We start from the raw sequence: 13,351 nt of genomic DNA, 5'->3' as shown, positions 1-13,351 counted from the left end.
GCGGGCTATCAGCCCTGGGTCAGCTTGGCCACAGCACGCTCGAAGCGCGCCAGACCTTCGTCGATGTCAGCATCTTCCACCACCAAGCTCGGGGCGAAGCGCACCACGTCCGGGCCGGCTTGCAGGACCATCACGCCTTCTTTCTCGGCGGCATTGAGGATGTCCTTGGCCTTGCCTTTCCAGGCATCGCTGAGCACGCAACCGATCAGCAGGCCGACGCCACGCACCTGGGTGAACAGGCCGGACTGCTGGCCGATCTTCTCCAGGCGAGACTTGAAGCGCTCGTGCTTGGCCTTGATGCCGGCCAGCGTCTCAGGCGTGTTGACCACGTCGAGCACGGCGCAGGCCACGGCGCAGGCCAGCGGGTTACCGCCATAGGTGGTGCCGTGGGTGCCGACGGCCAGGTGCTTGGCAAGGTCGGTGGTGGTCAGCATGGCGCCAATCGGGAAGCCGCCGCCCAGGCTCTTGGCGCTGGTGAGGATATCCGGGGTCACGCCATAGTGCTGGTAGGCATACAGCGAGCCGGTACGGCCCACGCCGGTCTGCACTTCGTCGAAGATCAGCAGCGCGTTGTATTCGTCGCACAGCTTGCGCGCGCCTTCCAGGTAGGCCTTGTCAGCCGGAACCACACCACTCTCGCCCTGGATCGGCTCGATCACCACAGCGCACGTCTTGTCGGAAATCTGGGCTTTCAGCGCTTCGAGGTCGTTGTATGGCACATGGCTGATACCGGTGATCTTCGGACCGAAGCCATCGGAGTACTTGGGCTGGCCACCGACACTGACGGTGAACAGGGTGCGACCGTGGAAGCTGTTCACGGTGGCGATGATCTCGTGCTTCTCCGGGCCGAAGCGGTCATGGGCCACGCGACGGGCCAGCTTGAAAGCGGCCTCGTTGGACTCGGCGCCAGAGTTGCAGAAGAAGGCACGCTCGGCGAAGGTCGCGTCCACCAGCTTGTGGGCCAGGCGCAGGGCCGGCTCGTTGGTGAAGACGTTGGACACATGCCACAGGGTATTGGCCTGCTCGGTGAGGGCCTTGACCAGCGCCGGATGGCAGTGACCCAAGGCGTTCACGGCGATACCACCGGCGAAGTCGATCAGTTCGCGACCCGACTGGTCCCAGACTCGGGAGCCCTCGCCTCGCACAGGAATGAAGGCCGCCGGAGAATAGTTGGGAACCATGACCTGGTCGAAATCGGCACGTTGCACCGGGGCTTGCTCAACGGACATCTGAGTCTCCTGAAGAGGAACGCTGGCCTGGAAGTGGCGAGCGATGGGGGGATTGTAAGGACTGATCGGCGCCTGTCCTTGCTGCCAGGCGACAACTTGTTACAGCGCAAAACCCTGTTTCAGGCAGGTTTTCGGCAATGCGACAAACACTGTCGCAATCGCGCAGTGTACGGGAGAGAAAGGGATGGGTGAACGGGTGTTCACATAAGAAGAGCGGTGGCCTTTTCGCAGGTGAGCCCGCCCGACAGGCCACGCCGGGCACCAACGCCGACGGGGACCTGCAGGCGCAGGTTCACCTGCGAAAAAGGCCGACTCGAACGATCAGACTCAGCCCTTTTCGGCAGGCGCCGAACTGAGCTCGAACGGGCTGGCGCTGCGCCGCTGATTGCGGTCTTCGCGCGGGGTGGCCCCAAAGAAGTTGCGGTAGGCACTGGAGAAATGCGGCCCGGAGGAAAACCCGCACGACAACCCGATCTGGATGATCGACTTGCTGGTCTGCATCAGCATCTGCCGCGCCTTGTTCAGGCGCAGCTCCAAGTAATACTGGCTGGGTACGCGATTGAGGTACTGCTTGAAGATTCGCTCGAGTTGCCGACGGGACACGCACACGTGCTGGGCGATTTCGTCGGTGGTCAGCGGCTCTTCGATGTTGGCCTCCATCAGCAGCACCGCCTGGGTGAGCTTCGGATGGCTGGAGCCGAGCCGATTCTGCAGCGGAATACGCTGGCGCTCGCCTCCTTCACGGATGCGCTCGACCACCAGCTCCTCAGACACCGCTCCGGCAAGCTCGGCGCCGTGATCACGCGCCAGCACCGCCAGCAGCAGGTCGGTGACAGCCATGCCACCGCATGCGGTCAGGCGATCACGGTCCCAGTCGAATAGGTGACTGGTGGCGATGACCTTGGGAAAGCGCTCGGCAAAGTCATCCTGCCAACGCCAGTGCACTGCGGCGCGATAACCATCGAGCAGACCCAGCGCCGCCAGCGGGTACACACCGGCCGACAGACCACCGATCAGGCAACCGCTGCGCGCCAATTGCTTGAGCGCGGACGACAGGGCCGAGCCCACCGCCACTGGCGGCTCATCCGCCAGAAGAAAGAGCTTCTGACAGCCCTCCAGACGACCGCTCCAAGGCTCGCCCGGCAAGCGCCAGGCCCCGTCGGGCGCTACTTCAGCCTGGAGAAACACCAACTCGTAAGACACATCCGGATGCACCCGCTGGGCGACCTGCAGCACTTCCTCGGCCAGCGCCAGGGTCAGCGGCCGGGTACTGGGCCAGATGAGAAATCCGATTCGCTGGGTGGTCATAGGGCGTGGTCCGAAACCTGGGATCGTTCGTGTCTGTGGCGCCGGGTCAGGCTGCGCTTCGCTGCGCAGCATGCCCTATTCTGGTGCAAGGTGCAGCCTTTACTTCAGGCTGCCGGAAAGAAACTGCTTGAGTCGCTCCGACTGCGGATTGACCAGCACTTCACGCGGGTTGCCGCGCTCTTCCACCAACCCCTTGTGCAGGAACACCAATTGGTTGGACACCTCACGGGCGAAGCCCATTTCGTGAGTCACCACGACCATGGTGCGGCCTTCCTGAGCCAGCGATTGCATGACCTTGAGCACATCGCCCACCAGCTCCGGGTCAAGGGCCGAGGTCGGCTCGTCGAACAGCATCACCTCAGGCTCCATGGCCAAGGCCCGGGCGATCGCGACCCGCTGCTGCTCACCACCGGACATGTGCCCGGGGAAGGCATCCTTGCGATGGGCCACGCCCACCTTGTTCAAGTAGTGCTCGGCTTTTTCCAGCGCTTGCTTGCGGCTCACGCCCAGCACATGCACAGGAGCCTCGATCACGTTCTCCAGCGCCGTCATGTGCGACCAGAGGTTGAAGTGCTGGAACACCATCGACAGGCGCGAACGCATGCGCTGCAACTGTTTGGGGTCGGCGGCCTTGAGGGCGCCATCCTTGCCGGGGACCAGCTTGAGCTCTTCATTGTTGAGCAGGATCTTCCCGGCGTGCGGCTGCTCGAGCAGGTTGATGCAGCGCAGGAAGGTCGACTTGCCCGAACCACTGGAGCCGATGATGCTGATCACGTCGCCCGCCTTGGCTTCGAGCGAAATGCCCTTGAGCACTTCGTGGCTGCCGTAGCGCTTATGCAGGTCTTGGACTTGAAGTTTGTACATGCTGTCGGTTCTCACAGAGCGATCAGTGCTTGCGTGGCGCCAGGTAGCTGAGCCAGCGGCGTTCGGCCATCTTGAACAGGCGCACCAGAATGAAGGTCAGGCACAGGTAGAACACGCCCGCCGTGATGTAGGCCTCGAAAGGCAGGTAGTACTGGGCATTGACGGTACGTGCCGCGCCCGTGATGTCGATCAGGGTGACGATCGAGGCCAGACTGGTGGTCTGCAGCATCATGATCACCTCGTTGCTGTACTGCGGCAGCGCCCGGCGCAAGGCCGACGGCAGCAGGATGCGGCGGTACATCATCATGCGCGACATGCCCATGGCCTTGGCCGCTTCGATCTCACCGTGCGGGGTGGCCCGCAGACTGCCGGCGATGATCTCGGCCGTGTAGGCGCTGGTATTGATCGCAAAGGCCAGGCACGCGCAGAAGGTCGCGCTCGACAGCCAGGGCCAGAGGAAGCTTTCGCGCACGGCTTCGAACTGCGCCAGACCGTAGTAGATCAGGAACAGCTGCACGAGCATCGGCGTGCCACGGATCACATAGGTATAGAGCCAGGCGACCAGGCTCACCAGCGGCTGCTTGGAGACACGCATCAGGCCCAGGGGAATGGCCGTCAGCAAGCCGAAGAACAGCGACAGCGCCAGCAGCTTCAAGGTGGTCAGCAGGCCGCCCAGGTAAAGGGGCATGGCCTCCCAGATGACGTTGTAGTCGAAGATCATAGTTCAGCCACCTTTACGCCCACCGAATAGCGTCGCTCGAGGTACTTCAGGGCCAGCAGCGAGATGCTGGTGAGCACCAGGTACAGTGCCGCTACTGCCAGGAAGAAGGTAAAAGGCTCGCGTGTGGCGTCGGCCGCCTGCTTGGCCTTGAACATCATGTCCTGCAGGCCGACCACCGAGATCAGCGCCGTGGCCTTGGTCAGCACCAACCAGTTGTTGGTGAAGCCCGGGATCGCCAGACGGATCATTTGCGGCACCATGATGCGGAAGAAAACCTGCATGCCGCTCATGCCATAGGCCATGCCCGCCTCGGCCTGCCCTTTGGGTATACCCAGGAAGGCACCGCGGAATGTTTCGGAAAGGTACGCACCGAAAATGAAGCCCAAGGTGCCCACACCGGCCACTAACGGATTGAGGTCAATGTAGTCTTCATAGCCGACCAGCGGCGCAATGCGGTTGATCAGATCCTGACCGCCATAGAAGATCAGCAGGATCAGCACCAGATCTGGAATGCCACGGATCACCGTGGCGTACATATCACCCAGCCAGGCCAACCAGCGTACTGGCGACAAACGCAGCGCCACGCCGATCAGGCCAAGCACGATAGCCAGGGCCATCGACGACAGGGCGAGCTGCAGCGTCAGCCATGCCCCATCGAGGATGACTGCCCCGTAGCCTTTCAACATGATTGGGATTCCTCGGGACTTGGAATGAAAAATGGTGCAAACCTCAGAGCCTCTGCTGTTTGCACCATTGCACAGGTGAAACCCGACGTCTTACTGAGCTTCAGGCCCATAGATGTCGAAGTTGAAGTACTTGGCTTCGATGGCCTTGTACTTACCGTTCTTGCGGATCGCGTCGATCGCGGCATTGATGCGCTCACGATTGGCGTTGTCGCCCTTGCGCACGGCGATGCCGACGCCGTCACCGAAGTACTTCACGTCGGTGAACGATGGACCGACGAAGGCAAAGCCCTTGCCGGCGTCAGTCTTGAGGAAGCCGTCCTCGAGCAGGGTGGCGTCGGCAACGGTGCCGTCCAGGCGACCGGCTGCGACGTCGAGATAGATTTCGTTCTGAGTGCCGTAAGGCACGACGGTGGCCCCTTTGGGCGCCAGGACTTCCTTGGCGAAGCGGTCATGGATCGAACCGCGCTGCACGCCGATCTTCTTGCCGCTGAGTTCATGCAGGTCTTCGCTGACCTGAGTGCCATCCTTCATGACCAGGCGAGCCGGGGTCAGGTAGTAGCGCTTGGTGAAGTCGACCGACTTCTTGCGGTCTTCGGTGATAGACATGGACGAGAGAATGGCGTCGATCTTGCGCACTTTCAGCGCCGGGATCAGGCCGTCGAACTCTTGCTCGACCCAGGTGCACTTGGCTTTCATCTCTTCGCACAGGGCGTTGCCGATGTCGTAGTCGAAACCGGCGATGCTGCCGTCGGGTTGCTTGAAGGCGAAGGGTGGGTAGGCAGCCTCGATACCGATTTTCAACGGTTTCTCATCGGCCTGCGATACCAGGGACAACACGGACAGCGCCAGGGCGCCAAGCAGTGCGAGCTTCTTCATCAGGTAACTCCATCGGTACAGGGCAATACAAGGCAGGTGTAACGACTGCCCGACATGCGAATGGGTACAACGCGAGCCGCGGGGGTATCGACCAAGGTCGCAGACCACGAGCGAGTGAGTGGCATTTTAACGACAGCCCGGTGGCCGATATTTCTTCAAAGCGACAACTACTTACAGAAGCGCCTTGAACCGCGGCGGGCGATATTGACAGCTCCCGCGCAATATGCAAGAGCAAAAGAAAAATAACCTATAAGCCAAGCAATAAGCGGGCCTATTATTGGCAAAGCCTTGTACTCCGGCAAGTCCAGCGTGCCAGCTTGCAAGAAAAGCCCGCGCGCAGCACCACAAAGGTATCTAACTGTTTCGACTCGCCCCGCTTTTGTGCGAATCCGGTGACAGGAAAGGTTACCGATGAATGTCGGGTAACATCCCTCCAGTAAAGCAAAAACCCCGCCGGTTGCCCGAGCGGGGTTTCGTTGTTTCGAAAAACGCGAGCGAAAGGGGCGCGAAGCGCCCCACAACCATCACGCCGACGCCAACGCCATCGACTTGTGGGTGTCGATCAGATGCTGCACCACCCCAGGGTCGGCCAGCGTCGAGATGTCCCCCAACGCATCGTATTCACCCGTGGCGATCTTGCGCAGGATGCGCCGCATGATCTTGCCCGAGCGAGTCTTGGGCAGCCCCGGCGCCCACTGGATCACGTCCGGCGAAGCGATCGGGCCGATCTCCTTGCGCACCCAGTTCTTAAGCTCCAGACGCAGCGCCTCGCTCGGTTGCTCGCCAGCATTGAGCGTCACGTACACATAGATGCCCTGCCCCTTGATGTCGTGCGGCACGCCCACCACCGCAGCTTCGGCGACCTTGGCATGCGCCACCATGGCGCTTTCGATCTCGGCCGTGCCCATGCGGTGACCGGAGACGTTGAGCACGTCATCGACGCGGCCGGTGATCCAGTAGTAGCCATCCTCGTCACGGCGGGCACCGTCACCGGTGAAATACATGCCGCGGAAGGTCTTGAAGTAGGTATCGACGAAGCGGTCGTGGTCGCCGTACAACGAACGCGACTGGCCCGGCCAGGAGTCGAGGATCACCAGGTTACCCTCGGCAGCGCCCTCGATCAGATTGCCCAGGTTGTCCACCAACGCCGGCACTACGCCGAAGAACGGACGGGTCGCCGAGCCAGGCTTCAGGCCCGTGGCGCCTGGCAGCGGGCTGATCAGGATGCCGCCCGTCTCGGTTTGCCACCAAGTGTCGACGATCGGGCAACGCTCCTTGCCCACAGTCTGGTAGTACCAGTTCCAGGCTTCAGGGTTGATCGGCTCGCCCACCGAACCCAGCAGGCGCAGGCTGGAGCCGTCGGCACCGGCCACTGCGGCCTGCCCTTCGGCCATCATGGCGCGAATGGCAGTCGGTGCGGTGTAGAGAATGTTGACCTTGTGCTTGTCGATGATCTTCGACACGCGGGTGATGTCCGGGTAGTTCGGCACGCCTTCGAACAACAGCGTGGTCGCGCCGTTGGCCAGAGGGCCGTAGACGATATAGCTGTGACCGGTGACCCAACCCACGTCGGCGGTGCACCAGTAGACTTCGCCCGGACGGTAGTCGAACACCCGCTCGTGGGTCAGTGCGGCGTACACCAGGTAGCCACCGGTGGTGTGCAGCACACCCTTGGGCTTGCCGGTCGAGCCGGAGGTATAAAGGATGAACAGCGGCTCCTCGGCACCCATTTCCTTCGGGGCGCAGTGGCTGGAGGCGACCTTCATCAAGTCCTCGTACCAGATGTCACGGTGCTGGTGCCAGGCAATGTCACCGCCAGTGCGCTTGCACACGATGATCTTCTGAACGCTGCTGGTTTCAGGGTTGGTCAGAGCCAGGTCGACATTGGCCTTGAGCGGGGTACGACGACCACCGCGCACACCTTCGTCGGCGGTGATGACGACCTTCGAGCGGCAGTCGATGATGCGCCCAGCCAACGCCTCGGGCGAGAAGCCACCGAACACCACCGAGTGGATCGCGCCGATGCGTGCGCAGGCCAGCATGGCCACCACGGCCTCAGGGATCATCGGCATATAGATAGTCACCACGTCACCGCGGTGCACGTCCTGGCCACGCAGGGCGTTGGCGAACTTGCAGACCTGTTCGTGCAACTCGCGATAGGTGATGTTACGGCTGTCAGCCGGGTCGTCGCCTTCCCAAATGATGGCGACCTGATCGCCACGCTCGGCCAGATGACGGTCGAGGCAGTTGTAGGAAACGTTCAGAGTGCCATCAGCGAACCACTTGATGTCGACATGGTGATCGTCGAAGGAGGTCTGCTTGACCTTGGTGAAGGGCTTGATCCAGTCCAGGCGCTGGGCCTGCTCGCGCCAGAAGCCGTCCGGGTTGATCACCGACTGCTGGTACATGGCCTTGTAGGTGGCCTCGTCGGTCAGGGTATTGGCCGCAACCTCGGGACGAACGGGATACAGGGGAGCCGCACTCATCTGTTTTACCTCGGTGTAATAGTTGTTTTTGTATGGAATCGTTTGTAACTGTACCAGAGCGCGAAAAGCCATTCGACGTTGGTAGTAGCGAAACGCTGAATTCCCTACAAAAACTTACACAACCGCTCTAACCCAGCACTCACAGGGCGGTGAAGAAAAAAAAACGAGGAGCCGATCCTGGGGATTGTTACAGATTCTGTCAAAAGGCAAAAAAACTTTATCAAAAGTCCATCTGTTTCAGTGCACTGCCCCGCCATAAAATTCATCTCGCCAACAACGGCAAGGCGATTAACTCAAGTAACAGCCCCCACGAAGGCAAGTTGATCCCTCTCTTGATCCGATAGTTAAGACCTGGCTGTACTCGCGGCGCCAAAAGCGCCGCGTGCCCCCTCACGACCTAAAATAGGTAAATTGAAAATGAAAGCGTTACTGGCATTGGTACTTGGCGGTCTTTGCAGCGCGGCGATGGCCGACGAAGTTGCAAAGGATGTCGAGCAGATTCCGGTTGAGCAGTACAGTTACTCGCAGCATCTGGACATCGCCCGGGTGCTCTCCATGAGCGAAGTCCCGAACGTCTGTGAAGTGGTTCCAGCCCGCATGACGTATGAGGATTCCCAGGGCCAGAAGCACATCCTCGAATACCGCGTGATGGGCAACGGCTGCTCCAACGGCTGACATTGGCAGTAACGCCCGCTGCGCCTCGAACATCCCGAGGCGCGGCGCCAAAAGTTGTGTTTACTCAATATCCGAGTAATTCATATCTCTTACTTCATTCCGCCGATTTGTTGAGCGAGTAATCGCGCAACTTATTGGCTATTGTCGTATGTGAAACACCCAGACGTTTGCCCAGCGCTCGACTACTGGAATATTCCGTCATCAAGGATTCCAGCACGGCCTTTTCAAATCGTCCGACAATTTGCGCAAGATCCCCTTCCAGCGAAAACTCACCCAATGGTTGCCGCGCCCCATAGTCTGGCAGGCGAATATGCTCGCCCTTCACTACACCGCCCTCGCACAACGACACCGCCTGGAACAGCACGTTCTCCAACTGGCGCACATTGCCTGGCCAGTGGTACTGGCTGAGCTTGTCCATCGCCGCTGGCGCCAGACGCGGCATCGGGCAACCAATCTGCCGACTGGCCTGGTCGAGAAAATGCTGCACCAGCCCGTCCAGCCCGTCCATGCACTCGCGCAGCGGCGGGATATGCAGCGACAACACATTGAGGCGGTGATACAGGTCCTGGCGGAACTCGCCCCGGGCGCACAACTCGGAGAGATCGACCTGGGTGGCGCAAATGACCCGCACATCGAGATACACCTCCTCGTCACTGCCCACCCGGCGGAAGCAGCCATCCTGCAGGAACCGCAGCAGCTTGACCTGCAGGCGCGGGCTCATCTCTCCCACACCGTCGAGAAACAACGTGCCACCGGCGGTCAGCTCCAGCAGGCCCAGCTTGCCTTCGGCCCGGGCGCCTTCGAAAGCCCCCGGGCCATAGCCGAACAGCTCAGTCTCAGCCATCGATTCCGGAAGGCCCGCGCAGTTGAGTGCCATCAGCGGCGCCTGGCCGCGTGGGCTGGCCAGGTGACAGGCACGCGCCAACAGCTCCTTGCCGGTACCCGTTTCGCCTTCGATCAGCAGCGGTGCATCCAGAGGCGCCATGCGCCGCGCCTCGCGCACCACCGCAGCCATCACCCGAGAGCTCTGGAAAATACTGTCGAAGCCGCGCAGCTCCTGCTTGCGCACGTTGTAGATACGCTCACCGATACGATCTGCCCGGTGTAGCGTCAGCACCGCACCCGCCAGCGCCTCGCTGTCGTCGTGCTCCGATTGCAGCGGCGCGATATCGGCAAGAAACACATCGCCCTTGACCTTGACGCGCAAGCCGTTGATCCGCGACTTGTTGGCCCGTACCAGTTCCGGCAGGTCGAAGTCCTCGACATAGCGCGCCAGCGGAAGCCCCGGCACTTCGTCGACCCGCACCCCCAGCAACTGGGCGGCGCCGCGGTTGGCCGCGACGATGCTGCCGCCCATGTCGACCGACAATACCGGGAAATCCAGCGCACCGAGCAAGGCGTTGAGTTCCATGTGCCGGCGTTCGCTGGGCATCAAGCCTACGCGTTTGACCCCGAACACACCGGCGATCGACTCGAACTTGGGCCGCAGCGCCTGGAACTGCAGGTTGATCAGGTTCGGGCAGTGCAGGTAGATGGCATTGCCGTGATCGCCGCCAACCTCCCCACGCAACACGTTGATGCCGTATTCCACCAACAGGTTGAGGATGTCCCGCAGGATGCCGATGCGGTTCTGACAATGCACTTTGATACGCATGGAAAAGCCCCGAGGCGCGCAGAAATTTCAGCGACGCGTGGAAAAGTCGTAAAGATAAGCTGACAAAAACCCAGCTAAGGCCAGCTCGATGCCTGTGATTTTCCGGCATCCCGGCCTTTTTGTAAAATTAACGTTACAGAAACTACGTAGCGATTCGGCCCACCCACGCGCCATACCCCGTGCAAAGGCTCAGGCAAGGGGATATTCCTTAAGGCATGTCCTGCACATAACAAGAAAGCCCTCACCAGGAGAGCCACATGAAACAGACGCAATACGTGGCACGCGAGCCCGATGCGCATGGTTTTATCGACTACCCGCAACAGGAACACGCGGTGTGGAACACCCTGATCACCCGACAGATGAAAGTGATCGAAGGCCGCGCCTGCCAGGAATACCTCGACGGCATCGAGCAGCTCAAGCTGCCCTACGACCGCATCCCGCAACTGGGCGAAATCAACAAGGTCCTGGGCGCCACCACCGGCTGGCAAGTCGCCCGCGTCCCTGCGTTGATCCCTTTCCAGACCTTCTTCGAGCTGCTGGCCAGCAAACGCTTCCCGGTGGCCACGTTCATCCGTACCCCCGAAGAGCTGGACTACCTGCAGGAACCGGACATCTTCCATGAGATCTTCGGCCATTGCCCGCTGCTGACCAACCCCTGGTTCGCCGAGTTCACCCACACCTACGGCAAGCTGGGCCTGGCGGCGACCAAGGAAGAACGCGTCTACCTGGCCCGCCTGTACTGGATGACCATCGAGTTCGGCCTGATGGAGACTGCCCAAGGTCGCAAGATCTACGGCGGCGGCATCCTCTCCTCGCCCAAGGAAACCGTCTACAGCCTGTCCGACGAGCCAGAGCACCAGGCGTTCGATCCGATCGAAGCCATGCGCACGCCCTATCGCATCGATATCCTGCAGCCTCTGTACTTTGTCCTGCCTAACCTCAAGCGTTTGTTCGACCTGGCCCACGAAGACATCATGGGCATGGTCCACCAGGCCATGAAACTGGGCCTGCACGCGCCGAAGTTTCCACCCAAGGCGGCTGCCTGAGCTGCCTTGTCGATAACAACTCAAATCGGAAAAACACCCATGAATGCCTTGAACCAAGCCCATTGCGAAGCCTGCCGCGCCGACGCCCCTAAAGTCACCGACGAAGAACTGGCCGAACTGATCCGTGAGATCCCGGACTGGAACATTGAAGTGCGTGACGGCCACATGGAGCTGGAGCGTGTCTTCCTGTTCAAGAACTTCAAGCATGCCCTGGCCTTTACCAACGCCATCGGTGAAATCGCCGAAGCCGAAGGCCACCACCCTGGTCTGCTGACCGAGTGGGGCAAGGTCACCGTTACCTGGTGGAGCCACTCGATCAAGGGCCTGCACCGCAACGACTTCATCATGTGCGCCCGCACCGACGAAGTCGCCAAGACCGCCGAAGGGCGCAAGTGATGCATTTCGCGGCCATTGGCCGGGTCCCAGGCGACCCGATCCTCGGGCTGATGGAAGCCTACGCCCGCGACACCAACCCGGCCAAGTTCGACCTGGGCGTGGGCGTGTTCAAGGACGCCCAGGGCATGACCCCGATTCCCGCGGCGGTCAAGCAGGCCGAACAGCGCCTGGTGGAGCATCAAGCCACCAAGAGCTACGTGGGCGGCCATGGCGATGCTGAGTTCGGCCGCCTGGTCAGCGAACTGGTCTTGGGCAGCGCCTCGCCGCTGCTCGACAGCCACCGTGCCGGCGCCACCCAGACCCCTGGCGGCACCGGCGCCCTGCGCCTGGCGGCGGAGTTCATCGCCCATTGCCTGCCGGGGCGTGGCATCTGGCTCAGCGACCCCACCTGGCCGATCCACGAGACCATTTTTGCTGGCGCCAAGCTTAAGGTGTCCCATTATCCCTACGTGGGTGCGGACAACCGCCTGGATGTCGCCGGCATGCTGGCCGCTTTGGAACAGGCTCCGGAAGGCGACGTCGTGCTGCTGCACGCCTGCTGCCACAACCCCACCGGTTTCGACCTGAGCCAGGACGATTGGCGCGCCGTGCTCGAAGTCGTGCGCAAGCGCAACCTGCTGCCGCTGATCGACTTTGCCTACCAAGGTTTCGGTGATGGTCTGGAAGAAGACGCCTGGGCGGTTCGCCTGTTCGCTGCGCAACTGCCTGAACTGCTGATCACCAGTAGCTGCTCGAAAAACTTTGGCTTGTACCGCGACCGGACCGGCGCACTGCTGGTCTGCAGCCATGACGCCGAAAAGCTCCTGGATGTACGTAGCCAACTGGCGCTGCTGGCCCGCAACCTGTGGTCCACACCACCGGACCATGGCGCCGCGGTGGTCGCACAGATCCTCGGCGATCCGGCCCTCAAGGCGCTCTGGATCGAAGAGGTCAACGCCATGCGCCAGCGCATCGCCGAATTGCGCGAGGGACTGGTCAAGGCCTTGGCCCCCCATGGTCTGGCCGAGCGCTTCGCCCACATCGCCGCGCAACGCGGGATGTTCTCCTACACAGGGCTGAACCCGGAGCAGGTCCGCCTGCTGCGTGAAAAGCACAGTGTGTACATGGTCGGCACAGGTCGGGCGAATATCGCCGGGGCCGATGCGCAGCGACTGGAGCAACTGGCAGCGGCCATCGCCGACGTCTGCCGGTAAGTGCCTATTCGCGGGTAAACCGCTCTGCCAAGGCTTGCACGAGGCCTTTGCCGGAGCGGGCTTACCCCCGCGAAAAAGCTTCCCCGATTGTCCGATAGCCGCCCGCAAAACCGCGCCGCAGGGCGGAAAAAACTCAAACTGTCATCCGGACTCCTGTATCCTGCCCCAGCTTTTCGAAGCCACACACGCGCCTGGCGCAGTCTTTTCACTCACACTT

12 protein-coding genes are annotated in these 13,351 nt (G+C 61.4%); 4 read left to right on the top strand and 8 right to left on the bottom strand.

All coding sequences use genetic code 11. The annotated features are described in order from the left end of the window. Positions 1-8: 8 nt before the first annotated feature. The 7 genes from J5X93_RS06990 to acs all read right to left on the bottom strand — a co-directional run bounded on the left by J5X93_RS06990 (position 9) and on the right by acs (position 8,170). A complete protein-coding gene (locus J5X93_RS06990; RefSeq protein WP_182941534.1) occupies positions 9-1,229 on the bottom strand; it encodes an aspartate aminotransferase family protein in 1,221 nt (406 codons plus the stop codon). 327 nt (positions 1,230-1,556) lie between these two features. Beyond that, a complete protein-coding gene (gene argR, locus J5X93_RS06985; protein ID WP_043209396.1) occupies positions 1,557-2,537 on the bottom strand; it encodes a transcriptional regulator ArgR in 981 nt (326 codons plus the stop codon). A gap of 99 nt (positions 2,538-2,636) precedes the next feature. Next, entirely contained in the window at positions 2,637-3,401 is a 765-nt protein-coding gene (locus J5X93_RS06980; RefSeq protein ID WP_043209394.1) for an ABC transporter ATP-binding protein, read from the bottom strand. A 22-nt stretch (positions 3,402-3,423) separates the two neighbouring features. Beyond that, complete coding sequence (locus J5X93_RS06975; protein WP_043209392.1) at positions 3,424-4,122, bottom strand: ABC transporter permease; 699 nt, start codon at positions 4,120-4,122, stop codon at positions 3,424-3,426. Further along, positions 4,119-4,808, bottom strand: coding sequence for an ABC transporter permease (locus J5X93_RS06970; protein ID WP_043209390.1), 690 nt, complete (start codon positions 4,806-4,808; stop codon positions 4,119-4,121). The genes J5X93_RS06975 and J5X93_RS06970 overlap by 4 nt, the downstream gene beginning before the upstream one ends. Positions 4,809-4,898: 90 nt before the next feature. Then, positions 4,899-5,684 carry an L-arginine-binding protein AotJ gene (aotJ, locus tag J5X93_RS06965; protein WP_043209388.1) on the bottom strand — a complete coding sequence of 262 codons (786 nt, stop codon included), beginning with the start codon at positions 5,682-5,684 and terminating at the stop codon, positions 4,899-4,901. Between the two features lie 524 nt (positions 5,685-6,208). Further along, on the bottom strand, positions 6,209-8,170 hold the full coding sequence (gene acs, locus J5X93_RS06960) for an acetate--CoA ligase (protein ID WP_090345401.1): 1,962 nt from the start codon (positions 8,168-8,170) through the stop codon (positions 6,209-6,211). 417 nt (positions 8,171-8,587) lie between these two features. Here acs and J5X93_RS06955 point away from each other — a divergent pair, with 417 nt between their 5' ends. Further along, positions 8,588-8,845: a DUF2790 domain-containing protein gene (locus J5X93_RS06955; protein ID WP_043209383.1), complete on the top strand. Its 258-nt coding sequence runs from the start codon at positions 8,588-8,590 to the stop codon at positions 8,843-8,845. Positions 8,846-8,939: 94 nt separating this feature from the next. Here J5X93_RS06955 and J5X93_RS06950 read toward each other — a convergent pair whose 3' ends face one another. Continuing rightward, entirely contained in the window at positions 8,940-10,499 is a 1,560-nt protein-coding gene (locus J5X93_RS06950; RefSeq protein ID WP_250034592.1) for a sigma-54-dependent transcriptional regulator, read from the bottom strand. Between the two features lie 257 nt (positions 10,500-10,756). Between J5X93_RS06950 and phhA the strand changes: the two genes are divergently transcribed. Genes phhA through J5X93_RS06935 form a run of 3 tightly spaced genes read left to right on the top strand, consistent with a single transcriptional unit; the run spans position 10,757 to position 13,134 of the window. Beyond that, a complete protein-coding gene (gene phhA, locus J5X93_RS06945) occupies positions 10,757-11,545 on the top strand; it encodes a phenylalanine 4-monooxygenase (RefSeq protein WP_043209381.1) in 789 nt (262 codons plus the stop codon). Between the two features lie 39 nt (positions 11,546-11,584). Then, positions 11,585-11,941, top strand: a complete 357-nt coding sequence (locus J5X93_RS06940; protein WP_028691075.1) for a 4a-hydroxytetrahydrobiopterin dehydratase — start codon at positions 11,585-11,587, stop codon at positions 11,939-11,941. Further along, positions 11,938-13,134, top strand: a complete 1,197-nt coding sequence (locus J5X93_RS06935; RefSeq protein WP_167358103.1) for an amino acid aminotransferase — start codon at positions 11,938-11,940, stop codon at positions 13,132-13,134. Before J5X93_RS06940 ends, J5X93_RS06935 begins: the two co-directional genes overlap by 4 nt. Positions 13,135-13,351: the final 217 nt, after the last annotated feature.

The sequence above is a fragment of the Pseudomonas sp. BYT-1 genome, assembly GCF_023611805.1.
GTDB lineage: Bacteria > Pseudomonadota > Gammaproteobacteria > Pseudomonadales > Pseudomonadaceae > Aquipseudomonas > Aquipseudomonas guariconensis.
Note: the sequence above shows the minus strand (reverse complement) of the source record. Positions and strands in the feature narration are given on the sequence as shown.